General features: G+C 33.9%; 23 protein-coding genes, 2 tRNA genes and 1 riboswitch. Of the genes, 14 read left to right on the forward strand and 11 right to left on the reverse strand.

Annotated elements, in window-relative coordinates; all coding sequences use genetic code 11:
- Positions 1-118: 118 nt before the first annotated feature.
- Together BUC29_RS01480 and BUC29_RS01485 are read right to left on the reverse strand one after the other, a co-directional pair.
- Positions 119-189 (reverse strand) — tRNA-Gln (locus tag BUC29_RS01480).
- A gap of 108 nt (positions 190-297) precedes the next feature.
- Positions 298-368, reverse strand: a tRNA-Gln gene (locus BUC29_RS01485).
- Between the two features lie 246 nt (positions 369-614).
- Between BUC29_RS01485 and BUC29_RS01490 the strand changes: the two genes are divergently transcribed.
- Together BUC29_RS01490 and BUC29_RS01495 are read left to right on the forward strand one after the other, a co-directional pair.
- Positions 615-3,896: a glycosyltransferase family 117 protein gene (locus BUC29_RS01490; protein ID WP_073412696.1), complete on the forward strand. Its 3,282-nt coding sequence runs from the start codon at positions 615-617 to the stop codon at positions 3,894-3,896.
- A gap of 90 nt (positions 3,897-3,986) precedes the next feature.
- Positions 3,987-4,625 (forward strand): polysaccharide deacetylase family protein, encoded by a 639-nt coding sequence (locus BUC29_RS01495; RefSeq protein ID WP_073413563.1) that lies wholly within the window; start codon positions 3,987-3,989, stop codon positions 4,623-4,625.
- Positions 4,626-4,655: 30 nt separating this feature from the next.
- Here BUC29_RS01495 and BUC29_RS01500 read toward each other — a convergent pair whose 3' ends face one another.
- The 7 genes from BUC29_RS01500 to BUC29_RS01530 all read right to left on the reverse strand — a co-directional run bounded on the left by BUC29_RS01500 (position 4,656) and on the right by BUC29_RS01530 (position 9,373).
- Complete coding sequence (locus BUC29_RS01500) at positions 4,656-4,958, reverse strand: thioredoxin family protein (protein ID WP_053474396.1); 303 nt, start codon at positions 4,956-4,958, stop codon at positions 4,656-4,658.
- A gap of 71 nt (positions 4,959-5,029) precedes the next feature.
- Positions 5,030-6,265 (reverse strand): metallophosphoesterase, encoded by a 1,236-nt coding sequence (locus BUC29_RS01505; protein WP_073412698.1) that lies wholly within the window; start codon positions 6,263-6,265, stop codon positions 5,030-5,032.
- 169 nt (positions 6,266-6,434) lie between these two features.
- Positions 6,435-6,617, reverse strand: coding sequence for a hypothetical protein (locus BUC29_RS01510; protein WP_073412700.1), 183 nt, complete (start codon positions 6,615-6,617; stop codon positions 6,435-6,437).
- A 103-nt stretch (positions 6,618-6,720) separates the two neighbouring features.
- A complete protein-coding gene (locus BUC29_RS01515) occupies positions 6,721-8,058 on the reverse strand; it encodes a sensor histidine kinase (protein WP_244160733.1) in 1,338 nt (445 codons plus the stop codon).
- 12 nt (positions 8,059-8,070) lie between these two features.
- A complete protein-coding gene (locus tag BUC29_RS01520; RefSeq protein WP_073412704.1) occupies positions 8,071-8,745 on the reverse strand; it encodes a response regulator transcription factor in 675 nt (224 codons plus the stop codon).
- A gap of 187 nt (positions 8,746-8,932) precedes the next feature.
- The gene (locus tag BUC29_RS01525; RefSeq protein ID WP_073412706.1) at positions 8,933-9,115 is read right to left on the reverse strand and encodes a hypothetical protein; all 183 of its coding nucleotides are present in this window, start codon (positions 9,113-9,115) and stop codon (positions 8,933-8,935) included.
- A 45-nt stretch (positions 9,116-9,160) separates the two neighbouring features.
- Positions 9,161-9,373, reverse strand: a complete 213-nt coding sequence (locus BUC29_RS01530; RefSeq protein ID WP_073412708.1) for a hypothetical protein — start codon at positions 9,371-9,373, stop codon at positions 9,161-9,163.
- A 336-nt stretch (positions 9,374-9,709) separates the two neighbouring features.
- Here BUC29_RS01530 and polA point away from each other — a divergent pair, with 336 nt between their 5' ends.
- Both polA and BUC29_RS01540 read left to right on the forward strand, forming a co-directional pair.
- Complete coding sequence (gene polA / locus BUC29_RS01535; protein WP_073412710.1) at positions 9,710-12,547, forward strand: DNA polymerase I; 2,838 nt, start codon at positions 9,710-9,712, stop codon at positions 12,545-12,547.
- Positions 12,548-12,699: 152 nt separating this feature from the next.
- Positions 12,700-13,707, forward strand: coding sequence for a hypothetical protein (locus tag BUC29_RS01540; RefSeq protein WP_244160734.1), 1,008 nt, complete (start codon positions 12,700-12,702; stop codon positions 13,705-13,707).
- A gap of 38 nt (positions 13,708-13,745) precedes the next feature.
- Here BUC29_RS01540 and BUC29_RS01545 read toward each other — a convergent pair whose 3' ends face one another.
- On the reverse strand, positions 13,746-14,771 hold the full coding sequence (locus BUC29_RS01545) for a LacI family DNA-binding transcriptional regulator (RefSeq protein WP_073412712.1): 1,026 nt from the start codon (positions 14,769-14,771) through the stop codon (positions 13,746-13,748).
- 192 nt (positions 14,772-14,963) lie between these two features.
- Between BUC29_RS01545 and BUC29_RS01550 the strand changes: the two genes are divergently transcribed.
- The 6 genes from BUC29_RS01550 (at position 14,964) to tsf (ending at position 19,630) form a co-directional block, all read left to right on the forward strand.
- A complete protein-coding gene (locus tag BUC29_RS01550; RefSeq protein WP_073412714.1) occupies positions 14,964-15,710 on the forward strand; it encodes a ferritin-like domain-containing protein in 747 nt (248 codons plus the stop codon).
- Positions 15,711-15,734: 24 nt separating this feature from the next.
- Entirely contained in the window at positions 15,735-16,547 is an 813-nt protein-coding gene (locus tag BUC29_RS01555; protein WP_073412716.1) for a ferritin-like domain-containing protein, read from the forward strand.
- A 193-nt stretch (positions 16,548-16,740) separates the two neighbouring features.
- A complete protein-coding gene (gene rplM / locus BUC29_RS01560) occupies positions 16,741-17,196 on the forward strand; it encodes a 50S ribosomal protein L13 (RefSeq protein ID WP_057117474.1) in 456 nt (151 codons plus the stop codon).
- Positions 17,196-17,582, forward strand: a complete 387-nt coding sequence (rpsI, locus tag BUC29_RS01565; protein WP_012023687.1) for a 30S ribosomal protein S9 — start codon at positions 17,196-17,198, stop codon at positions 17,580-17,582. The genes rplM and rpsI overlap by 1 nt, the downstream gene beginning before the upstream one ends.
- A 176-nt stretch (positions 17,583-17,758) precedes the next feature.
- Positions 17,759-18,526 (forward strand): 30S ribosomal protein S2, encoded by a 768-nt coding sequence (gene rpsB, locus BUC29_RS01570; RefSeq protein ID WP_073412718.1) that lies wholly within the window; start codon positions 17,759-17,761, stop codon positions 18,524-18,526.
- Between the two features lie 141 nt (positions 18,527-18,667).
- A complete protein-coding gene (gene tsf, locus BUC29_RS01575) occupies positions 18,668-19,630 on the forward strand; it encodes a translation elongation factor Ts (RefSeq protein ID WP_073413567.1) in 963 nt (320 codons plus the stop codon).
- Between the two features lie 58 nt (positions 19,631-19,688).
- Here the strand turns inward: tsf and BUC29_RS01580 are convergent, their stop codons facing one another.
- Positions 19,689-21,752, reverse strand: coding sequence for a M3 family metallopeptidase (locus tag BUC29_RS01580; protein WP_073412720.1), 2,064 nt, complete (start codon positions 21,750-21,752; stop codon positions 19,689-19,691).
- A 147-nt stretch (positions 21,753-21,899) separates the two neighbouring features.
- Between BUC29_RS01580 and BUC29_RS01585 the strand changes: the two genes are divergently transcribed.
- The 4 genes from BUC29_RS01585 (at position 21,900) to thiC (ending at position 25,600) form a co-directional block, all read left to right on the forward strand.
- Positions 21,900-22,565, forward strand: coding sequence for a queuosine precursor transporter (locus BUC29_RS01585; RefSeq protein WP_073412722.1), 666 nt, complete (start codon positions 21,900-21,902; stop codon positions 22,563-22,565).
- Positions 22,566-22,580: 15 nt separating this feature from the next.
- The gene (locus BUC29_RS01590; RefSeq protein ID WP_073412724.1) at positions 22,581-23,141 is read left to right on the forward strand and encodes a DNA-3-methyladenine glycosylase I; all 561 of its coding nucleotides are present in this window, start codon (positions 22,581-22,583) and stop codon (positions 23,139-23,141) included.
- Between the two features lie 115 nt (positions 23,142-23,256).
- A riboswitch (TPP riboswitch) is annotated at positions 23,257-23,353 on the forward strand.
- Between the two features lie 67 nt (positions 23,354-23,420).
- A complete protein-coding gene (gene thiS, locus BUC29_RS01595; protein WP_073412727.1) occupies positions 23,421-23,627 on the forward strand; it encodes a sulfur carrier protein ThiS in 207 nt (68 codons plus the stop codon).
- Positions 23,628-23,776: 149 nt separating this feature from the next.
- Positions 23,777-25,600 (forward strand): phosphomethylpyrimidine synthase ThiC, encoded by a 1,824-nt coding sequence (gene thiC / locus BUC29_RS01600; protein WP_073412729.1) that lies wholly within the window; start codon positions 23,777-23,779, stop codon positions 25,598-25,600.
- Positions 25,601-25,629: the final 29 nt, after the last annotated feature.

Consider the following 25,629-nt stretch of genomic DNA (forward strand, 5'->3'; position numbering starts at 1 on the left):
ACAACAAAAAATGAATTATATAAATAAGGAAGAAAAAAATTCAATCGACAAAAGAAACACACTCGCTCGTAAATTTATTCCATAAAAAAAGCCTCCCATTTCCGAGAGACTTTTTATGTTGGTCTACTAGGACTCGAACCTAGAAAGACGGCACCAAAAACCGTAGTGTTACCATTACACCATAGACCAGCAGTGCGATTAAGCGGGTGCAAAATTAAAACTTTATTTCTTTTATGCAAATTTTCACAATAACTTTTTTGCATAAAAAAAGCCTCTCGTTTCCAAGAGGCTTTTCTGTTGGTCTACTAGGACTCGAACCTAGAAAGACGGCACCAAAAACCGTAGTGTTACCATTACACCATAGACCAGCAGTGCGATTAAGCGAGTGCAAATTTAAGCCTTTATTTAGTTTTTACAAATTTTTTATTCAAAAAAAATCATTTTTTTTGCTTTTTTCCCTTTAAAAACATTTTACATTATCAAAAGCACCTTACTGCCAGCACATTACTCTTTGTTGATCGTTTTATAGAATTTTTTGTTAATGCTCGTTTCTTTACGCAAAAAAACATTTTCTTTGTAGGATAGAAAAACATACAAAATTTTAACACCTAAATATGGCACAATTCAATTTCAATAAATGGAATACAATTATTGGTTGGTTTGCATTTGCAATCGCTTTAATTACTTATACACTAACTGTTGAACCTACAATGAGCTTTTGGGATTGTGGCGAATATATTGCTACAGCGGCTAAACTAGAAGTTGGCCACCCGCCGGGAGCACCTTTATTTCAAATGATGGGAGCATTTTTTGCGATGTTTGCTATAGATGCCCAGCATGTAGCCTTAATGGTTAATATGATGTCTGTTTTTTCTAGCGCATTTACAATATTATTTATGTTTTGGTCTTCATCTATGATTTTAAAGAAAATCGTAGCTCGTTTTACAGAAATCGATCAAAACAATTCTATCGTTATTTTAGGAAGTTCTTTTGTTGGAGCTTTAGCCTATACTTTCTCTGACAGTTTTTGGTTTAATGCTGTTGAAGCCGAGGTTTACGCAATGGCTTCACTATTAATAGCATTGCTTTTCTGGCTGGGACTACGCTGGGAACAAGATATGGACAAACCAAAAGGAAACAAATGGTTATTAATCATTTCTTTGGTTGTAGGGCTTTCATTTGGTGTTCACTTTATGGCCTTATTAACGATTCCGTCAATTGGATTTCTTTATTACTTTAAACACTACGAAAAAGTTACCATTAAAAACTTCCTTATTGCCAATGTTGTTGTAATTGGTGTTTTGTTATTTATTTTCAAATTACTGCTTCCTCTAACCATGGCATTTTTTGGTAAAACCGAAATTTTTATGGTAAACAGTTTAGGAATGCCTTTTAACTCGGGAACAATCTTCGTGGTTTTACTTTTAATCGCTTTCTTTTATTTCGGATTAAAATTTACAAAACAAAAAGGCTTGATTTTTTACAATACAATCATTCTTTGTATTTTATTTATTTTAATTGGATTTTCTACATGGTTAATGTTACCGGTACGTGCAAATGCTAACACAGTAATCAACGAAAATAAACCATCTGATGCTGCCGAAGTTTTAGCTTATTATAATCGTGAACAATATGGTGTGAATCCATTATTTTATGGACCTCAGTATACTGAAGTTTTTGCTGGTCTTGATGCTAATACGCCTTATTTAGACAAAAAGCCTAACTACGAAAGAGATTATAAAACCGGTAAATATATTATTACCAATAATTATAAAAATGCAGAACAAAATACTGATGACAATCAAAAAACAATTCTGCCAAGAATGTGGAGTACAGAAACCGGGCACATCCAAAACTATATCAGTTTTACAAATCCTCCAAAATTCCGAATTAACCCAAACTACAATTATGAGGATGATTTAGGAAAATATGGAATTGACGCAAGCCAATTAACCGAAGAAGAATACAATAAAGCAATTGGACAGCTTCGTAACGAAGTTGAAAAAACTATTGCTGAATTTAGAAATGCTTATGCTCAAAAACAAATTGATAACGAAGGTTACATTAAATTCTTAAAAAGCTACGGTGATTATTTAATTATCGAAAAACCGTCTACGGCTGATAACTTTAGCTTTATGTTTGAATATCAATTTGGCTATATGTACTGGAGATATTTGATGTGGAATTTTGTCGGACGTCAGAGCGATGTTCAGGGAAAATATGATAATTTAGACGGAAACTGGATCAGCGGAATCAAAGCTCTTGATTCGCTACATTTAGGTTCTCAGGATAAATTGCCTTCTGATGTTTTAAACAACAAAGGACGCAATGTTTATTATTTCCTTCCATTCATTTTAGGATTAATCGGAATAATGTACCATGCTAATAAAGATCTTAAAAGTTTTTATGTTCTTTTAGCCTTATTTTTATTTACAGGAATCGCATTAAAAATCTACTTGAATGAAAGACCTTTTGAGCCTCGTGAAAGAGATTATGCGCTTGTGGGTTCTTTCTATGTTTTTGCCATATGGATTGGTTTTGGAGTTTATTCTTTATATGAAAGTATCAAGAAATATATTGCTCCAAAAATTGCCGGACCGGTTATTATTGCCGGAAGTTTACTGGCAGCGCCAGTCTTAATGGCTTCTCAAAACTGGGACGATCATGACAGATCTGAAAGATATACCGCTGTTGCAATGGCAAAAGCATACCTAAGTTCTTGCGACAAAAATGCCATTTTATTTACGATTGGAGATAATGACACCTTCCCGCTTTGGTATGCTCAGGAAATTGAGCATTTTAGAACCGATGTTAAAATCGTAAATACTAGTCTTTTCATGACAGACTGGTACATTGATCAAATGAAAGCCAAAGCTTACGAATCTGATCCTTTACCGATATCTTTCACACACGATCAATTTGTGGGAGATAATTTAGATTATGTGGCTCATATTCCTAAAATAGAAACACGCTGGAATATAAAGGATTTCCTTGATTTTATCAAAAACCCGAAATCAACTGTAGGTTTACAAAATGGGCAGACTATTCATTTTTATCCAACGAATAAAATAAGAGTTAACGTTGATAAGAATGTTATCATCAAAAACAAAGTTGTAAATCCAAAATACAATGATTCAATTGTTCCTTATATGGATATTGACATCAAAGGAAATGCGCTTTACAAAAACAGATTAATGATGCTGGATATTTTAGCCAATAACAACTGGAAACGTCCTATTTACTTCAGCGGGGGTGCTTTTGACGATGAAGATTATTTATGGCTGAAAGATTACCTTCAGTTAGACGGAATGGTATACAAGTTAGTTCCTGTTAAAAACGTGCCTTCTAAAGATGGCGGACCAATGGATATGGGACAAATTGATGCCGATAAAATGTATGATATTGTAATGAAATGGGATTGGGGCAACAGCGAAAGCAATAAGATTTATCACGATCCTGAAACAAGAAGAAACAGTATTACATACCGTACAAATTTGTCTCGTTTGATGAACGAGCTTATTGCCGAAGGTAAAATCGACAAAGCTAAAAACGTTATTAATTTAGCAATGACAAAAATGCCATTGGATAAATTCGGATATTATTCTTTAGTTGAGCCTTTTGCAGATGGATATTATAAAGTTGGAGAAACTGCAAAAGCACATGACTTATTAGATAAACTTGTAAATAAATACAAAGAAAACTTAAATTATTATGCCACCCTGCCTCCTGGTGATCAAACCGACCTGGCAATGGACATCATTACTGACATTGAGCGTTACAGAAGTTTACTGCATGTTATGAGAGAGAATAAAGACAAAGCTTTCTACGAAACACATAAAAAAGTATTTAATACATACGTAAATGTTTTTGAACGTTTCGGACGTGAAAAAGAATAATATACGAAAAATTTATTGATTAAAAAAATGCAGCGCTCCTTGATAAAAAGCGCTGCATTTTTTATTTTTACGTATATAAAAAAAATCAAAATGAGCTTTTATTGGGTAAAAACTAATTCATTTATTAAAAAGGTGTTTTCTAAATATTGTTGGGATATTCCAAACAATGAAAAGAAAATATACTTAACCTTTGATGACGGCCCTACTCCAGAAATTACCGACTGGGTTTTATCTGAATTAAAGAAGTTTGACGCCAAGGCCACTTTCTTCTGCATTGGCAAAAACATAAAAGCTAATTTATCTTTATTTGAAAAATTAATCCGAGACGGACATTCTATTGGAAACCACACCATGAACCACGTAAACGGGTGGAAAATAGACACAAATGATTATATCGAAAATGTAAACAATTGCGCAAAGGTTTTAGAAGAAGAAATAAAACCTAAAAGCTTAATCTTTCGTCCACCTTACGGCAAAATCAAAAAAGCACAGTCTAAAATACTTCGTAAATTAGGATACAAAATAATTATGTGGGATGTACTAAGCGCTGATTTTGACCAAAGTATTACTCCAGAAAAATGTCTTGAAAATGTTACAAAAAATGTAACATCAGGAAGTGTAATCGTTTTTCATGATAGTATAAAGGCATCGCCAAATTTAAAATTTGCGCTGCCAAAAACGTTACATTTTTTAAAAGAGAATGGATATAAGTTTGATATTATTCATTAGAATTCTTAAATAATAATATCCTAAAAGTTTTTATACGTCGAATTGATCCTGAACAATTCCGATAAGTGTGTTTGCATCAAGCTCCCCGGATTGTCTCCAGATCATCTGCCCTTCTTTATAAATCATTAAAGTCGGAAGTCCTTTAATTCTTAATGCTTCGGCTAGTTCCTGATTTTTATCAACATCGATTTTAATAACCTTTGCTTTATCCCCAAGCGCAGCCGCAACATCCTTTATTACAGGATGCATCAATACTGATGATTCGTTCCAGTCTGTGTAGAAGTCAATTAACACCGGAACCTGAGCATTTATAAGTTCTCCAAATTTTGACATAAAACCAAAAATTTAATTCTTTTAATCTATTAAAAAGATATAATTAATACAAATGTAGCATTTTTAACGAATTAAGCCACATTCTTACCTTTTTTTAGTTCAATAACGGTGATTTCTGGCATAATACCAACACGTCCGGGATAAGCATGAAAACCAAATCCGCGGTTTACATAAACGTATCTTCCGGCTTCTTCGTATAGGCCTGCCCATTGTTTATAAATGTATTGCGCCAGACTCCATTTAAAATATCCCGGAATCTCAATACCAAACTGCATTCCGTGTGTATGACCCGCTAAAGTTAAATGAAAGTTCTTAGGATGTTTTTTAATTTCATATTCCCAATGACTTGGATCGTGGCTCATTAGAACCTTAAAATCATCCTGATGAAGATTTTCTGATGCTTTATTTAAATCTCCGGCCTTTTTAAAATTAACACCCCAGTTTTCAACTCCAACCAAAGCAATTTTATCTTTTTCTTTTTGAATATATCTGTTTTCGTTTAATAAAAGATCAAAACCTATTTTGCCATAAAGTTTTTTAATTTCTTCAAAGTTTTCATCTTTTTCTCTTGCAGAAGGCCATGTTACATATTCGCCGTAATCATGGTTTCCTAAAACAGCAAACTTTCCATATCTGTAGTTTTTTATTCTGTTAAAAGTTTCCAGCCAAGGATGCATTTCTTTTGCATGTGTATTTACAATGTCGCCGGTAAACAAAATCATATCTGCTTCTTGCTCATTAATTAAATCAATGGCGTAATTAATTTTTTCAGGATTATCAAAACTTCCGCTGTGAACATCAGAAATCTGAGTTATTTTAAAACCGTCAAATTCATCCGGAAGATCAGGAAAAAAGATCGTCTGCCTGAATACTTTAAAATTATATTTTCCTTCAAAAATTCCGTAGATCAGTGACAAAAACGGAACTGCCGCTAGTCCCAATGCAATCTGGCTGACAAACTTTCGCCTGTCCGGCATCATTTCTTTACGCGGAGCATTGTACATAAAATAGTTTAAAATACTGGCGCCAATTCTAAAAATATCTTCACCAAACATTACCAGTGTAAGCACAATTTTTGGAACATAAACCAAAAGCATCAATCCCGTTGTAAACATGAATTGCTTCGTCTGCCCAACAGAACGATCAAATTGTGTAAAAGAATAAATGATGAAAACTAAAAGCAGTACGCTGATAATTTGATAACTAATTAAAACCCATCTTAGTTTGATTAAAGTACGAAAGGCCTGATATGAATAGAACTCAATAAATAAAAAAAGAGCACATAGAATTACAAAACGAAGGATCATTATTTACAGTTTTAAGCAAAGTAACAAAGAATGAAAATTTTATCGCTTTTTATTATCAAAAATTTAACTCAAAAAGCAAAAGCCGATAGATTTCTCTACCAGCTTTTGCAGCCAAATTATTTAAAACCTTAGTCTACAACAAAGTCTAAATCAATAAACTTATATCGTGTTATTTTTGAGCTTTTGCCGATTCTGGTTTAGCTTCTGCTTTTTTTGTTTTTTTATCTGCTTTTTTCTCTTTTTTAGCAGCTTTAACTTCTTTTGCCTGAGTTTCTTTTACTGGAGTTGTTTGAGCGTTTACCATTGCTGCTGTTCCTAAAACTGCTACTGCTAATAAAACTAATTTTTTCATGATTGTAGATTTTTATGATTACTATTTCTTTATTTATACTTCAAAGTTATAACCAGTAAATGAAGACAAAATGAAGATTAAACCAATCTGAAAAAATTAACTTTTAATTGTGTTTTGGAGTTTCCGGAAACAATAAAACAAAGCTTGTTCCTTGATTTAAAACCGAAGTCACTTTAATTTCGATATGATGAAAAGCAGCAATACTCTTGGCAATGGCAAGCCCCAAGCCCTGCCCTTCCTGATCTGAACTTACCCTGGCAAATCGGTTAAAGATGTTTTCTATTTGAGATTCGGTTAAACCAATTCCGGAATCTGTTATTGAGATAGAATATTGATTTTCTAAAAACTCATCAAAAACTACAATCTTTCCGTCTGGTTTATTGTATTTGATCGCATTCGTAACCAAATTATAGATAAGTATATGAATTAAAGTTTTGTTTCCTCTAAAGACAAAATCATATTCTACTTTATTTACAAACTGAATTCCTTTATCATCAATTCTGTCCTGAAGATCTTCTTGTAAATCGTTTATGATTTCCTGAAAATTAATATTTTCATTTGCTTCATATTGGTTGTTTTCGATTCGGGAAATCAGCAATAAATTATTGATGATCTTTTTCAGCATATCAAGCGTTTTCAATGAACCTGCAATTTTATCAACCGCATTATCATCAAGGGAGTCATTTTGAAGTAAATTCTCCAGTTTGTTTTTCAATAAAGCAATCGGCGTTAAAAGCTCATGTGAAACATTCGAGATAAATTGCTTTTCTTTTTTGAAAAGTTCAGCAATACGATCCATCATTTGGTTTAAAACCAAATCCAGTTCTCTAAAATCTCTTGATTTTGCCTTTATTGGTGTATGATCAAAAAGTTCAGGTTCGTTTACGCGCCTTATTTTGGTATCAATAATTTTATAAAATGGTTTTAATAAATATTCGATATAAAAAGTATCTGCCAAAAAAGTAACCAAAAGTATGACTACCAAAACAATGATAATGAATAGTTTTATAATAAAAGTAAGATCTTTTACCTCACTTAAACTGCTTCCTATTTCGAGTTGATAATCTTCATTTTCATATGTAAAATGATGCTGCAGGATTCGGTATTCATTTTCTTCGCCTTCAATAATTCGGTATTCATTACTAAAAGAAGTTTTCTTTTGATGCGGCTTTATGGGAACTCTCGAAAGAACTAAAAATTCACTGTGAAGAGTAGAAAACTGGGAATAGGTTTCGGTCGAATCATCTTGATTTTCAATAAAATCATTAATCTCTTTTTGATTTAAATTGTCAATGAATTTCTTCTTCTTTTCAATTAATCCATTATTAATATGCCTGTAAACAACATTTTCGACCAAAATGGGAAGCATGAGCCATAAAACTAAAATTACCAGCAATCTGGTTAGTGCATTAAAAATGGCCAATTGATGTTTTATCTTCACGAGAATTTCGATTTATTCGTTTATACGATAACCTACATTTCGAACGGTTTCAAACCAATCGATAGAAGTATGTTTGTCTAGTTTTTTTCTGAGATTTCGAACATGAACATCGATAAAATTCGAATCTGAATTTACTTCGAGAATATCACCCCAAATATGTTCTGTTAATTGTAATCTGGTAATTACACGATTTTTATTCAAAACCAAATATTGAAAAATGTCAAATTCTTTTTTGGTTAAATTAATTGGCACTTCATTAAAACTCACTTTATAATCCTGAAGCTGAAGCAAGAATCCGTGAATGCTTAAATTGTTTAAAGTAAAACCGTGAATCCTGCGTATTACAGCAAACAATCTTGCAGCCAATTCTGTCAATGCAAAAGGTTTTGTCAAATAATCATCGGCGCCCAGATGAAGTCCGTTAATTCTATCGTCCAGTTCACCACGAGCGGTAAGCACTATTACCGCTATTTTTGATTTTGTTTTTCGAACAGCCTGCAAAACCTCAAATCCATCTCCGTCGGGCAAACCCAAATCCAGCAGCATGGCATCATAATCGTTGCTTCCAAATTCTTCGAGAGCATCGGCACAATTCTTTGCAATTTTACAAATATAACCTGTGTTACACAGAAAGTCATAAACTTCAACAGCAAGTTCTCTATTATCTTCAACAATCAAAATATTCATAAAACAAGACATTTAAACGCAACTAAAATTAATCAATTATCAAAAATCAGGTTGCGCGTTATTAAAAAATTAACTAATAAAAAAAGCTGACAAATTTCTTCATCAGCTTCTTCAATCGCATTCATCATAATCATTATTCCTGTTTTGCCTCCGTTACAATGCTTCGAAAACAAAACAAGAGCAATTCTTATTTTTTCACGTTAGCAGCTTCTTCTTTTGGAGCTTCGGCTTTTGCTTTTTTATTTCCTTTATGATGATGCTTTGTAGCTTTCACTTCTTTTGCAGGCGCCGCCTGAGCCGGAGTTGTTTGAGCGCTAACCATTACACTTGTTCCTAGAACTGCTGCTGCTAATAAAATTAATTTTTTCATGATTTCTAAATTTTTAAAATTAACCAACCTTTTATTTAACCTTTTTTATTTTTTTACTTTTGCTGTCTCAGTTTTTGCTGTTTCTCCTTTTGGAGCTTCGCTTTTTACTGATTTTGTTTTTTTATCAGTTTTATTTTTTGGGTGTTTAACAGCTTTTACTTCTTTTACAGGAACTGTTTTGCCATCTTTTGCAGGAAACGCATGAACCATTGCACCTGTTCCTAAAACTGCTACTAATAACATCAATAAATTTCTCATGATTTCTAAGATTTAAGATTTATACCTTTTATTTTACATCTCAAAATTACCTTCGCAACATGAAGAGAAAATGAAGAAATCCCTGAATAAAAAAATTTAACTTGATATTAACGCTTTGTGGGTTTTTCACCATATAAGTTATAATAAATTCATTTAATATATTAGGACGCAGCTAATCGTTATGTATTAAAATGCGCAGACGCACTCCAGTGCGCCTCTACTAAAATGAACTTATATAACTTATATGGTTCAAAAAAATCTATGATGGAAAAAAAATCTTCTGAGGCTAATTTTTGAGAACCCAATTGTTTATTTTTACAGACTAATATTTTTTATATGTCTACTCAAAAACGCCTTTTTCTTCTAGATGCTTATGCATTAATTTTTCGTGGTTATTATGCCTTTATAAAAAACCCGAGAATCAACTCAAAAGGAATGGATACATCTGCAATTATGGGTTTTATGAACTCACTTTTGGATGTAATTAAAAGAGAAAAGCCAGATCATCTGGCTGTTGCTTTCGACAAAGAAGGAAGCCACGCAAGAACAGAAATGTTTGCCGAATACAAAGCTAACCGCGATGAAACTCCCGAAGCAATTAAAATTGCTGTTCCCTATATTCAGGAATTATTAAGAGCTATGCATATTCCGATTATTGAACTTGCAGGCTGCGAAGCCGATGATTTAATTGGGACAATTGCCAAACAAGCCGAAAAACAAAACTATAAGGTTTACATGGTAACGCCTGATAAGGATTTTGCACAATTGGTTTCTGAAAACATCTTTATGTACAAACCTGCCCGTATGGGTAATGGAATCGAAATTTGGGGAATTCCCGAAGTTTTGGCAAAATTTGAAGTTGAAAGACCAGAACAGGTAATTGATTTTCTTGGAATGATGGGAGACGCCGTAGATAATATTCCGGGATTGCCAGGAGTTGGTGAAGTTACAGCTAAAAAGTTCCTGAAAGAATTTGGTTCTATGGAAAATCTTTTAGAAAATACCGACAAGCTAAAAGGTAAAATGAAAGAAAACATCGAAGCCAATAAAGACAAAGGTATTTTGTCTAAAAAACTGGCAACGATTATGTGCGACTGTGATGTTGTTTTTAATGAAGATGACTACGAACTTTCTCGCCCAGATATTGAAAAAACCGATGCTATTTTTCAGGAATTAGAATTTAGAAGAATGGCAGAACAGTTTGATAATTTATTCAGAACAGATGGACCTCAAACTACTGCGGCTCCAGCTTCTGAGGCCAAATTATACAAAAAACCAACTAAAAATGAAGATCAATTTGATCTTTTTGGAAGTGTTTCTTCAGAAGATAATTCAGATGCTCCAAGAACTTCATTCTATAATACTCTAGAAGATACTGAACATTCTTATCAGACAGTTCAGGGCGATTTAGGAATCAAATTGCTTTTACAAAATCTGCAGAAACAAACAGCCGTTTGTTTTGATACAGAAACAACCGGAATCGACGCTCTGCACGCAGAACTTGTTGGAATGTCTTTCTCTTACGAAAAAGGAAAAGCATTTTATGTTCCGTTTCCTGAAAGTCAGGAAGAAGCTAAAGCTTTAATCGAGAAATTTGTTCCGTTTTTTGAAAATGAAAACATTGAGAAAATAGGACAGAATTTAAAATACGATTTAAAAATTCTTTCTAATTACGGCGTTACGGTAAAAGGAAAACTTTTTGATACGATGATTGCACATTATCTTATTAATCCGGATATGCGTCATAACATGGATATTTTGGCAGAAACATATTTAAAATATTCACCAAAATCGATCGAAACCTTAATTGGTAAAAAAGGAAAAAATCAGCTTAGTATGCGTGACGTTCCTTTAGAAGATATTAAAGAATATGCTGCAGAAGATGCTGACGTAACTTTACAATTAAAAGAAATCTTTTCAGCCGAATTAGACAAAACAGAAACTAAAAAATTGTTTGACGAAATCGAAATTCCGTTAGTAAGCGTTTTGGCTGATATGGAAACAGAAGGAATTCGTCTGGATGTTGATTTCTTAAAAGAAATGTCTAAAGAAATGGATGTTGAAATTAAATCTTTAGAAGAAAAAATATATGAAACTGCAGGCGAAAAATTCAACCTTGCTTCTCCAAAACAACTAGGAGATATTTTGTTTGATAAACTCAAAATTGGCGGAGCAAAGCAAAAGAAAACCAAAACCGGTCAATATGCAACCGGTGAAGAAGTTTTGACTTATCTGGCAAACGACAATCCGATTGTGCAGCAAATTTTAGACTGGCGTCAGATGGTAAAACTTCAAAGTACTTATATCCTGGCTTTACCGGAACAGGTTGATAAAAAAACGCTGCGAGTTCATACCGATTATATGCAGACCGTTGCTGCAACGGGACGTTTGAGTTCTAATAATCCGAACTTGCAAAATATTCCAATTCGTACCGAAAGAGGTCGCCAGATTCGTAAAGCTTTTGTCGCACGCGATGAAAACCATACCTTAATTTCTGCCGATTACTCGCAAATTGAGTTAAGAATTATTGCTGCTTTGAGTGGTGAAGAAAACATGATTAAAGCTTTCCAGGATGGAGAAGATATTCACAGAGCAACTGCTGCAAAGGTTTTTAATGTTGCCTTAGAAGAAGTTTCACGCGAACAAAGAAGTAATGCCAAGACGGTAAACTTCGGAATCATCTATGGCGTTTCTGCTTTCGGATTAAGTAATCAGACTTCATTATCAAGAAGCGAAAGTGCTGCTTTGATTGATGCATATTACAAAACATATCCACGTCTTAAATCCTATATTTCTGAACAAGTTGATTTTGCACGTGAAAAAGGTTATGTACAAACTATTTTAGGTCGTCGTCGTTATCTTAAAGATATTAATTCAGCAAATGCTGTTGTGAGAAGTGCTGCAGAACGAAATGCTGTAAACGCACCAATCCAGGGAAGTGCTGCCGATGTAATTAAAATTGCGATGATTAATATCCACAAAAAATTAAGAGAAGAAAACTGGAAATCTAAGATGTTACTGCAAGTTCATGATGAGCTTGTGTTCGATGTTCATAATGATGAACTCGAAAAAATTCAGCCAATGATTAAACACGAAATGGAAAATGCTTTTAAAATGGCTGTTCCATTAGAAGTTGAACTTGGTTTGGGTAAGGATTGGTTAGAAGCGCATTAATCGATATTAGATTTCAGATTGTAGATTTTAGATTTTTTGAACCAATGATAAAAAAGACTTTCATATTTCTTTGCATTTTTTATTGTGCTTTTTCGTTTTGTCAAAATCAGACTTACTATTTAGAAGGAACTTTGGCAAAAAGTAAAATCTATATGAAAATTGACGTTTATAAGTCAAACGGCGAAACAGATTTAGATGCTGTTTATTTTTACCAAAATTCATTAAAAGACATCAAATTAGAAGGAAAATTCAAAGACGCTAATAATTTCACTTTTTATTTTAAACCCGGAGATGCCGTCAGCGAAAAATTTTATTTAAAAAAGTCAAATAATAATTTCGATGGATTTTGGTATGATGCAAAAGAAAAACAATTACCAGTTCATTTGGTTCCTGTAAATTTTGCCAATTACAAGTCTAATCTAAAACTTCAATTTGAGGATGATAAACTCAATTTTGTAAAGTTTAAATTTCTAGAGTTTAAAAAAATTAAAACAACAACTTACAACAACAAAGAGTTTATATGGTATTCTGAAAAGCATTGTGATTCTGATTTTTTTAGACTGGGAAGTAATTTTTCAGATCAAAATAAAAATACAGTCAATCCAATTTTAGAAGAAATTCATGTTCAAAAAACATTAATACAATTAAGCTGTTCCTCAAGTTTCGAATATAGTAATGGTAAAGGTGTAGAAACAACAGCAACTATAAATTTTCTCAACACTAATTTACTGGGCTTTGAAACTTTTGATTCCTGGGATTGTGGAGGTGCTCATCCCGATTTTGGCAGCAGCGGTTTTCTAATTGATTTAAATAATGGAAAAGAATATGAAATTGATGATATTCTGGCATTTGACAAAAGTGTAACTGGCGACCAAAAGAATAATTTTTCTGCTTTTTCTAAATACAGAAGCGACTATTTTGCTCCAAAATTATTAGAACTTATTACTTCAATTGAACATTTTAAGAAACCCGATACGGAAGACGACTGCGATTATACCGATATTGAAAATTGGGATTTTATTTCATGGAGTTATACAGAAAAAGGAATAACATTTACACCATACTTTCCAAGAGTAAACCGTGCTTGTGAAGAACCTTTTCTGGTTCCGTTTGAGAAATTGAAAAAGTATAAAAATCCTAAATTCCCATATTCATTATAATAAAAACCCATCAGTTTCTGCTGATGGGTTTCGTTATCTTAAGCTTTTCTTGTCGATTCTCTTTCTTTCAATTTTGTTTTGATGATAATCGTTTCGTAATCAGAAGTTTCTCCTTCTGGTTCTTCAAGTCTTTCTATTAGTTTTTTGGCAGCAACTTCACCAATTTCAATTCCGTGCTGGCTTACTGTAGTTAAACTTGGAGACAAACGTCTTGAAGCTAAAATTCCATCTGCAAAACCAATTATCGAAATATCTTCCGGAACTCTGTATCCTTTTTTCAAACTTACTCTTAAAGCAGCAACCGAATCATTTTCATCCAAAGCAAAAATCGCATCAATTTTATGATCGAAAATGGCATCAATTTTAGCTTTCATATCATCTTCAGAATCAGTACGAAGAATAATTTTTTCGTTTACAGGAATATTATTGTCTTTTAAAGCTTTTAAATACCCATCGGCTCTTAATTTACCAACACTTAAATTATCTACAGAAGAAATTAAGGCGATATTTTTACATCCTAAATTAATTAAATGCTGGGTTGAGTTTAAAGCCGAATCAAAATCATCAACGACTACTTTATCACATTCTACTTCATCAGCAATTCTATCAAACATCACAATTGGTGTTCCGTCATTAATAATAGCCGAGAAGTGATTGTAATCCTGAAGTTTTTGTGCTTCTTCAGAAACAGAAAGAATAAATCCGTCGATAGTTCCGTTGCTTAACATCTCCATCGTATGAACTTCCTTTTCTAAAGATTCATTAGAAATACAAGTAATTACATTATATCCTTTTTTATCTGCTACTTTTTCGATTCCGCTAAAAACCTTTGCGAAAAAAGAGTTTAATATATTAGGTATAATTACACCAATTGTTTTCGTTTTACGGTTCTTTAAATTCAGACCAATAACATTCGGTTTATAATTTTTGAGTTTGGCATACTCCTTAATTTTCACCTTCGTCTGCTCACTAATTTCCGGGCTGTCATTCAATGCCTTAGACACTGTTGACACAGAAACACCTAGTTCCTTCGCAATTTGTTTTAGAGTTGCTTTAGCTTTCATCTAATAAAAGTTTATGTAATTAATACAAATATAGTAGAATTACCGAAAATAAAACAAAAAACACCTACCACTATTTCAAATTATAACATCTATTCGAAATAATTCTAAAAAAGAAGAATTTTCTGAAACCGCGCGTCTAAATATTTCGTTAATAAACTTAATACAATGTTATTAACTTAATAAGTCTAGATTATGAAAAATGAAGTTAAAGTCCAGGGAATTAATGCGTCTTTGGATAGCAGAAGGAGCTTTCTAAAGCTCAGCGGACTAACATTAGTTACTGCAGGTTTGGTTTTAGCTGGATGCAGCGATAATGATAATGACGATAATATGGAGGATAATACCTTACCAGGAGTCAAAAATGGTGTATTTGACTTAGGGTCAGGAGATTTTGGTGTTCTTACTTATGCATATGCCTTAGAGCAGTTAGAAGCAGATTTTTACACCAAAGTTGTAAATGCCTCAAATTTCAATACAGTCTTTAATGATATTGAACGTCAGGTTTTGACTGACTTATATCATCATGAAGTAATTCACAGGGATTTTTTTAAAGCCGCTTTAACAGGCGCGCTTCCAGATCCAGGTTCGCAATTACTTCCCTCTTTAGCCTTTAGTTATGGTTCTTTGAATTTCAACAGCCGTACCGAAGTTTTAGCTACTGCAAAAGCACTTGAAGATACTGGTGTCGCTGCTTATAACGGAGCTGGCCGACTTATAAAAACTGCAGATTACTTATTATTAGCAGGAAAAATTGTTTCTGTTGAAGCCCGACACGCTTCTGCAATTAGAAGTTTGATTAATCCTAATTCAAAAGATTTTGCCGGAGATGATATCGTAAACACTTCAACAGGATTAGATACTGCAAAAGATCCTTCGAAAATCCTACCAGTTGCCGCAGGATTTATTACGACAAAATTCACTGCCAAATATTTACCTTAAATAACTAGCTAAAATTTAGAAATTATGAATATTTTAAAATTTATAGAAACCTTTACTGATGACAGCTTAATGAAAAGCACTGGTTCAAGAAGAGACAGTTTTGCTCAGTTTGGGAATATAGGAAAAAATCTGGCGCTGGCATCAATTCCATTTGGATTATCGGCTATAGCCAATAAAGCTCTTGCAAAAGACATTACAGCAACTCCGGCTACACCAATTGGAGCTTTGCAGTTTGCATTGACTCTGGAATATCTTGAAAACGAATTTTACGCAATGGCATTAGATTCTGGAGTAATTCCGGCTTCTGAAAATGGCGGACGCGATTTAAAAGTTTTTCAACAAATATCAGCACATGAATCAGATCACGTTTCATTTTTAATTGCCGGACTTGGAGGAACAATGAGTGCTAACTTTGTTCCAAAACCCACTTTTGATTTTACTGTTGGCGGTGCATTTGATCCTTTTAATGATTATCCAACCTTTTTAGCATTGGCACAAGCATTTGAAGATACAGGAGTTAGAGCCTATAAAGGTCAGGCCGCAAATTTAATATCAACACCTGATTTACTCACCGCAGCATTACAAATCCACTCAGTTGAAGCCCGACATGCTTCTGAAGTTAGAAGACTACGAGGTTTAAAAGGCTGGATCTCTAATGCTGAAAGAGGCGCCGGAATGCCCGCCGCAACTCAGGCTGTTTATGATGGCGAAGGTGTAACGATGCAGGCAGGATTTAATACAGCAACAGCATTTGGTGCCGCAGCAGGATCAGAAGCTTACGATGAACCACTTACAACGCAGCAGGTGGTAGATATTGCCAATATTTTTATTGTTTAGATAAAAAAAAATCTAAATATTAAACCAGCTTCACGTAATTTTGAAGCTGGTTTTTTTATGCTTTTAAAAATAAAAACTGAGCGCCTGATTTTCAGGATATAAAATATTCTTTTCAGGTATTTGGTTTTAAAATAATTAATTGTACTTTTGCATCCCCTTTATTGGGGATGGAATGTTTAATTAAAATAATATTATGGACGCATTAAGCTACAAAACAGTTTCAGCTAGCAAAGCCACTGTAACTAAAGAGTGGATTGTTGTTGACGCTGAAGGTCATAACTTAGGACGTCTTGCTTCTAAAGTTGCAATGATCTTAAGAGGTAAGTACAAGCCAAGTTACACACCGCACGTTGACTGTGGAGATAACGTAATTGTTATCAACTCAGAAAAAATTAACCTTACAGGTACAAAATTGAATGACAAAATTTACATGCGTCATACAGGTTACCCAGGAGGACAAAGAACTTTAACTGCTAAAGTATTGCAAGCTAAAAACCCTGCATTATTAGTAGAAAAAGCTGTAAAAGGAATGTTACCTAAAAACAAATTAGGAGCTGAACTTTTTAGAAATCTAAATGTTGTTGTAGGATCTGAGCACAAACACGGAGCTCAAAAACCTAGAACTGTTAACCTAAATGATCTTAAGTAATGGGAGTTATTCACAAAATCGGTAGAAGAAAAACCGCTGTTGCACGTGTATATGTTTCTGAAGGAACTGGAAACATCACTGTAAACAAAAAAGAATTCGCAACTTACTTTCCAACTGCAACTTTACAATACAAAGTTTTACAACCATTGTCTATGACAGAAAACGTAAACAACTTTGACGTAAAAGTAAATGTTTATGGAGGTGGTACAACTGGTCAGGCAGAAGCTGTAAGAATGGCATTAGCACGCGTAATGTGTGAAGTTAATGCTGAAAACAGAGGAATCCTTAAACCAGAAGGTTTATTAACAAGAGACCCAAGAATGGTTGAACGTAAAAAATTCGGTCAGAAGAAAGCTCGTAAGAGATTCCAGTTCTCTAAACGTTAATATTACCTGTCTTGTTCAGATGGGACAAGACATTATCAATTATTTATTGAAATTAAAAAACACAGTTATTGTTGCTCTACTATCGAGGTAGGATATAGTTTAGCATCTAAATGTATGAAGCCTGGGAAACCGCCATTCAGACATTGCTAATCAACAGAACGTAAACTAGTACAAAAATGGCAAACAAAATAGAAGTAAAAGAATTACTAGAAGCAGGTGTTCACTTCGGACACATGACTAGAAAATGGGATCCAAACATGGCTCCTTACATTTATATGGAGCGTAATGGTATTCACATTATCAATCTATATAAAACTGCAGCTAAAATTGAAGAAGCTAACGAAGCTTTGAAAAAAATCGCTGCATCAGGTAGAAAAATCTTATTCGTAGCTACCAAAAAACAAGCAAAAGACATCGTTGCTGATAAAGCAAAAGCTGCAAACATGCCTTACATCACTGAAAGATGGCCAGGTGGTATGCTGACTAACTTCGTAACTATCAGAAAGGCAGTTAAAAAAATGTCTTCTATCGATAAAATGAAGAAAGATGGTACTTTCAACACTTTATCTAAAAAAGAGCGTTTACAAGTTGATCGTCTACGTGCTAAATTAGAGAAAAACTTAGGTTCAATTGCTGATATGTCTAGACTACCTGCAGCATTGTTCGTAGTAGATATCAAAGCTGAACACATCGCAATAAAAGAAGCTCAAAAATTAAACATTCCAGTTTTCGCAATGGTTGATACGAATTCAGACCCAAGAGAGGTTGATTACGTGATTCCTGCAAATGATGACGCTTCTAAATCAATTGACAAAATTTTATCTTTAGTAACTACTGCAGTAATCGAAGGTCTTTCTGACAGAGGTTCTGAAAAAGAAGTTGAAGTAGCTGAAGAAGCTGCTCCTGCTGCTGAAGCTGAAGCTGCTCCTGCAACTGAAGAATAAATCAAATTTTAAATTCCAAATTTTAAATTCCAAAATCCAAATACTAAAATTAAAAACGTTTTGTTGATAATTTATTAAAATTGGAGTTTGGGATTTAAAAGATGGAATTTTTTACTTTTAACATTAAAAATTCAAAATATTATGTCAACAATTACTGCTGCAGACGTAAATAAATTAAGACAATCTACAGGTGCCGGAATGATGGACTGTAAAAAAGCTTTAGTTGAAGCTGAAGGAGATTTCGACAAAGCGATACAAATCCTTAGAGAAAAAGGACAAAAAGTTGCTGCTAACCGTTCTGACCGGGAGTCTGCTGAAGGAGCTGCTGTTTCTTTTATCAATGCTGACAACACTAAAGGAGCTATCATCACTTTAAACTGCGAAACTGACTTCGTAGGTAAAAACGAAGCTTTCGTTGCTTTAGCTAAAGATTTAGTAGAAAGAGCTATCAACTTCTCTACAAAAGAAGAATTATTAGCTTCTGATTTCAACGGAATTACAGTTGCTGAGAAATTAATCGAGCAAACTGGAGTTATCGGTGAGAAAATCGAAATCGGTGGTTTCGAAATTTTAGAAGGTGCTTACGTTGGATCTTATGTTCACGTTAATAAAATTGCTGCTTTAACTGCAATTTCTGCTCCAGTTGCAAACGCTGAAGCTTTAACAAAAGACATCTCTATGCAAGTTGCTTCTATGGGAGCTGACACATTATCTTACAAAGATTTTGATCCTGCTTTCGTTGAATCTGAACTTGCTGCTCGTATTGCTGTAATCGAAAAAGACAACGAAGAAGCAAAACGTTTAGGAAAAACTTTGAAAAATGTTCCTAAATACATCTCTTTCTCTCAATTAACTCCTGAAGTTATCAAACAAGCAGAAGAAGATGCTAAAGCTGAATTAAAAGCTGAAGGAAAACCAGAGCAAATCTGGGACAAAATTCTTCCAGGAAAAGTACAACGTTTTATCTCTGATAACACAACTTTAGATCAGGAAAAAGCTCTTTTAGATCAAAACTTCATTAAAGATGACAGTAAAAAAGTTGGTGATTACGTAAAAGGATTCAATGTTGAAATTACAGGTTTCAAAAGAGTTACTTTAGGTTAATATATTATTTTCAATATTAAAAAGCCCGAATATTTATTTATTCGGGCTTTTTTACTTTTTAGATTTCAACCGGAAAATTTCTTGCTCGCATCAATGCATCAGAATTTGGAGCATGACCTCTGAAATTCTCATACATTTCTTCATTATCAATTGTATTTCCAACGCTTAAAACAGTATCATAAAGACGTTTTGAAACTATTTTATCAAAAGGTCCATTTGATTCTAAAAATGCTTCATAAGCATCTGCATTAATAACATCTGCCCATAAATAACTGTAATATCCAGCAGCATATCCATCACTAGAAAAAATATGCGCAAATTGTGGAATTCTATGACGCATTACAATTTCGGACGGCATATTAATTTCTGTCAAAACATCTTTTTCAAACTTATGCGGATCAATTGTTTCAGTTGTTAAATGTAGTTTCATATCGACAAATGAACTCGAAATTGTTTCTACAGTTGCAAAACCTTCATTAAAATTTGCTACTTTTCCTATTCTTTCGACCAACGATTGCGATAAAGGTTTATTAGTTTTATAATGAAGTGCAAACTTATTCAATACTTCAGGAGTTGCCAGCCAATGCTCTAATAATTGGGAAGGAAACTCAACATAATCTCTCGCAACTGAAGTTCCTGACAAACTCGGATACGTTACATTCGAACATAAACCATGCAGTGCGTGTCCAAATTCATGAAATAACGTTGTTGCATCATCCCACGAAATTAACACCGGTTCATCACTATTTCCTTTTATAAAATTACAGTTATTGGAAACTATTGGCAGAATGTTCTTTTTTATTTTTTGCTGATCCCGATGCGAATTCATCCATGCGCCAGAACGCTTGCCAATACGTGCATAAGGATCAAAATACCATAAACCAATTGGTTTTCCGGTATTTTTATTATTAACTTCCCAAACACGAACATCCGGATGATAAACAGGAATATCAAATAATTGTTTAAACCCTAAATCAAACAACTCTCCTGCTGTCCAAAACATTCCTTCACGCAGATTTTCTAACTGTAAATATTGTTTTATTTCGTTCTGATCTAAATCATATTTTGCTTTACGGACTTTTTCTGCATAGAAACGATAATCCCAAGGCTGAATTTTAAAGTTTCCTCCTTCTCTGTCGACCATTTCCTGCATATCCGAAACATCATTTTTTACTTTTTCCAGCGCAGGATTCCACACAGATTTCATTAAATCTAAAGTCTTTTGAGGATCTTTAGCCATTTTATTTGACAAACTCCACTCTGCAAAATTATTGAATCCTAATATTTTAGCTTTTTGCGTTCGTAATTGTAGAATAGAAACAAGTGTTAAATTTGTATTATTCGAATTAGCATTATCTCCTCTTTTCACAAAAATAGCAAAGGCTTTTTCTCTTAAATTTCTCTTATTAGAAAAAGTCAAAAAAGGTTCAATCGAAGACCTTGTATTGCCTATACATGCCAAAACCGAAAGATTTCTTTCTTTGGCTTCGGCAATTGCAGCATTTTTAAATTCTTCCGGCAAACCATCTAAATCTTCTTCTGTTTTTAATTCTAAATACTGTCCGTTTTCTTCAGCCAGTAATTTTTGACTGAAAAGCGTAAAAAGTACAGCCAGCTCCTGATTAATTCTGGCTACTTCTTTTTTATCGGCTTCATTTAATTCAGCACCTTCACGAACAAAATCAGTATAATAAAGCCAAAGTAAACGCTGTTGCTCAGCAGTAAGTTTTTTACTTTCTTCAGATTTGTACAACTTTTCAATTCTTAAAAACAGCTTTTTGTTTTGATATAATTTATCACTAATCCCTGCTAGTTTAGGAGACATTTCTGTATCAACTGCATTAAATTCTGGACTGCTTAAATTCGATCTGTAAATGCCGTAAACTGCATGAATTCTATCAAGCTTTTCGCCTGACAGCTCTAATGCTGAAATTGTATTTTCAAAATCAGGCTCTGCCGGATTATTTGCAATTGCTTCAATTTCATCCAGTTTTTCCTGAATGGCAAATTCAATAGCTGGTTTAAAATCTGAAATTTTATATTTTGTAAAATCCGGAACTCCTCCATAAGGACCTTCCCATTCCTGAAGTAACGGATTATCTAAATAAATTTGTTTTGTCATAATAAAGTATATTAATTTCTATCGTCTTTTCAACAACGACTGAATCTCAAAATTAACCAATCAAAAGCAAACTTCAAATGAAGTAATTAATCCATTTCGAACATTTCGAGAAATAGTTTAAATTTGAAACATCATAACCAAAATACGATGTTTAAAACCAGAAAAGAAATTGTTTTTGTAATCCTGGCAGGGATCTTTATAACTAATGCCGTTGTGGCTGAGCTTATTGGAGGAAAGTTAATTCAAATTGGCCCTTTTGTAATGAGTATAGGGATTTTGCCCTGGCCTATTGTATTTTTAACAACCGATTTAATTAATGAATATTTTGGAGAAAAAGGAGTAAAAAAACTTTCTTTTATAACCGCATGTTTGATCGCTTATGCCTTTTTAATTTTGTTTATGGCAATTGTCATTCCGGCCGCAAAAGGAATAAGTCCCGTAAATGACGAACAATTTCAAGCGGTATTTGGACAAAGTATGTGGATTATTGTGGGAAGTATAATTGCTTTTATGGTTTCGCAGTTAATTGATGTTAGTGTTTTTTGGTTTTTCAGAAACCGCACCGGACATAAAAAAATATGGCTGAGAACAACCGGATCTACTGTTATATCACAATTGTTTGATTCTTTTATAGTTTTGGGAATTGCATTCTGGCTTCCCGGAAAAATTGATCTTAAAACTTTTATTTCTTCCGGTTTAGTTGGATATACTTTTAAATTATCAATTGCTATTGTGCTTACGCCTGCGATTTATTTAGGTCATCATTTAATTAAAAAATATTTAGACGAGGATCCTGCTAATAAATCTTCTTAAATTAATCTTTGACTAATGGAACCAATAAGATGCGGCTGGTGTGCTGCCAGCGATTTATATAAAAAGTATCATGACGAAGAATGGGGTAAACCTGTTTACGACGATCCCACTATTTTTGAATTTTTAATTTTAGAAACCTTTCAGGCCGGACTGAGCTGGATTACAATTTTAAATAAAAGAGAAAACTTCAGAGCGGCTTTTGATAATTTTGATTATAAAAAAATGGCCAATTATTCTGAAGACAAAATCGAAGAATTGATGCAAAACAGCGGCATTATCCGAAATAGCTTAAAAATTAAATCTGCTGTTACAAACGCTCAGGCCTTTATTAAAGTTCAGGAAGAATTTGGAACTTTCTCTGATTATATCTGGAATTTCACAGGAGGAAAACCTATTATCAACAATCCAAAAACTTTAAAAGACGTTCCGGCTACAACGCCAATTTCTGATGCAATTAGCAAAGATTTAAAAAAACGCGGTTTCAAATTTGTCGGTTCAACCGTTATTTACGCTCACATGCAGGCCACCGGAATGGTCAACGATCATATCGAAGACTGCTGGACGAGAACAAAGTAGTTTTTGTTTCAGGTTTCAAGTTTCAGGTTACTTAACCAACGTAATCGCTCCGCAAAAATTACCAAACTAATACAACTTGAAACCTGAAACTTTAAACAAAAAACATTATATTTGCTTCACACTTTAGGGGTGTCTGCATAACGCAGGCTGAGATTTTACCCTCTGAACCTGATCTAGTTCATACTAGCGTAGGGAAAAGTAAGATGACTTCTTGAACGCATTTTTATGCGTTATTGTAGCCATTCCTAATGTGTATCTATACACTAAACTTGAAAAGGAATGGAACTAAAAATCAATCAACAAACTAAAAAATTCAATGCTGAATCGCTAAGCGTTCAATCATTGCTCGATCTCGAAATTCCGCATAAACAAAACGGAATCGCCGTTGCTGTCAACAATACCGTTGTTCCAAAAACTAAATGGAATGAATTCTTCGTACAAGAAACCGACGAGATTTTAATTATTTCCGCTACGCAGGGAGGATAAAGTTTAAAATTCCAAAAAGGAAATTCCAAATTCCAATTTTATACTGGACGTAGACGAACTACTGTGCGTCTCTACAGAAACAAATGCGTTAAAAAACACAATCCATATCAACTTGAAACTTGAAACTTCAAACCTGAAATAAAAATATTATGACAAACGAAGAACAAATATCCAGAACCCCTTTTCCTAATTCTAAAAAGGTTTATATCGATGGAGAAATTCATCCTATAAAAGTAGCCATGCGCGAAATTACTTTAAGCGATACCAAACTTTCGAATGGTGGAATTGAGAAGAATCCTCCCGTAACGGTTTATGACACTTCCGGAGCTTATACAGATCCAAATATTGAAATTGATATTAGAAAAGGATTACCACGCATACGCGAAAGTTGGATTTTAGACCGAAATGATGTCGAAATTTTAGATGAAATAACTTCAGATTACGGTCAAAGCCGATTGAAAGACGAAAGTTTAAATCATCTTCGTTTTGAATATTTACATCAGCCAAAACGTGCCAAAAAAGGTGCAAACGTAACGCAACTATATTACGCAAAACAAGGCATTATTACTCCAGAAATGGAATACATCGCTATTCGCGAAAACCAAAGAATTGAACTTTTAAACGAACAAACCAAAGCAATGCAATGTCAGCACGGCGGAAACAGTTTTGGTGCAAATACTCCAAAAAACAAAATTACACCTGAATTTGTACGTTCTGAAGTAGCTTGCGGGAGAGCAATTATTCCAAACAACATTAATCACCCAGAAAGCGAACCGATGATTGTGGGTCGTAATTTCTTAGTAAAAATTAATGCTAATATTGGAAACAGTGCCGTAACTTCCAGCATTGAAGAAGAAGTTGAAAAAGCAGTCTGGGCATGCCGCTGGGGAGCTGATACCATAATGGATTTATCTACAGGAAAAAACATTCACGAGACCAGAGAATGGATTATTAGAAATTCTCCTGTTCCAATCGGGACTGTTCCGATTTATCAGGCTCTTGAAAAAGTAAAAGGAATTGCAGAAGATTTAACTTGGGAAATTTTCCGTGATACATTGATTGAACAAGCAGAACAAGGTGTTTCGTACTTTACAATTCATGCTGGAGTTTTGCTTCGCTATATTCATTTAACCGCAAATCGTGTTACTGGAATTGTTTCGCGAGGCGGATCGATTATGGCAAAATGGTGTTTGTTTCATCATAAAGAAAACTTCTTATACACCCATTTTGAGGAAATCTGCGAAATCATGAAGCAATATGATGTTGCTTTTTCTCTTGGAGATGGTCTGCGTCCAGGCTCAATTGCAGATGCGAATGATGCTGCACAATTTGCAGAATTGGAAACTTTAGGCGAATTGACAAAAATTGCATGGAAACATGATGTGCAAGTTTTCATAGAAGGTCCAGGGCACGTACCAATGCACATGATAAAAGAAAACATGGACAAACAGTTAGAACATTGTCACGAAGCACCATTCTATACTTTAGGGCCATTAACGACAGATATTGCACCGGGTTACGATCATATAACTTCTGCAATTGGTGCTGCAATGATTGGCTGGTACGGTTGCGCAATGCTATGTTATGTAACTCCAAAAGAACATTTGGGTTTGCCAAACAAAAAAGATGTAAAAGACGGCGTAATCACTTATAAAATTTCTGCGCATGCTGCCGATTTAGCAAAAGGTCATCCGGGAGCTCAATATCGTGACAATGCTTTAAGTAAAGCTCGTTTTGAATTCCGTTGGGAAGACCAGTTTAATTTGGCTTTAGATCCTGATACTGCAAGAGAATTTCATGATGAAACACTTCCTGCCGATGGTGCAAAAGTGGCACATTTCTGTTCGATGTGCGGGCCAAAATTCTGTTCTATGAAAATATCACAGGAAATCAGAGATGTTGCTGCTGCAGAAAAAGGAATGCAGGAGAAATCGGAAGAATTTATTGAGCAAGGGAAAGAGATTTATATTTAGAGTTTTAGAAAATAGAGGAAAGAATATAG

The sequence above is a fragment of the Flavobacterium defluvii genome, from assembly GCF_900129555.1.
GTDB lineage: Bacteria > Bacteroidota > Bacteroidia > Flavobacteriales > Flavobacteriaceae > Flavobacterium > Flavobacterium defluvii.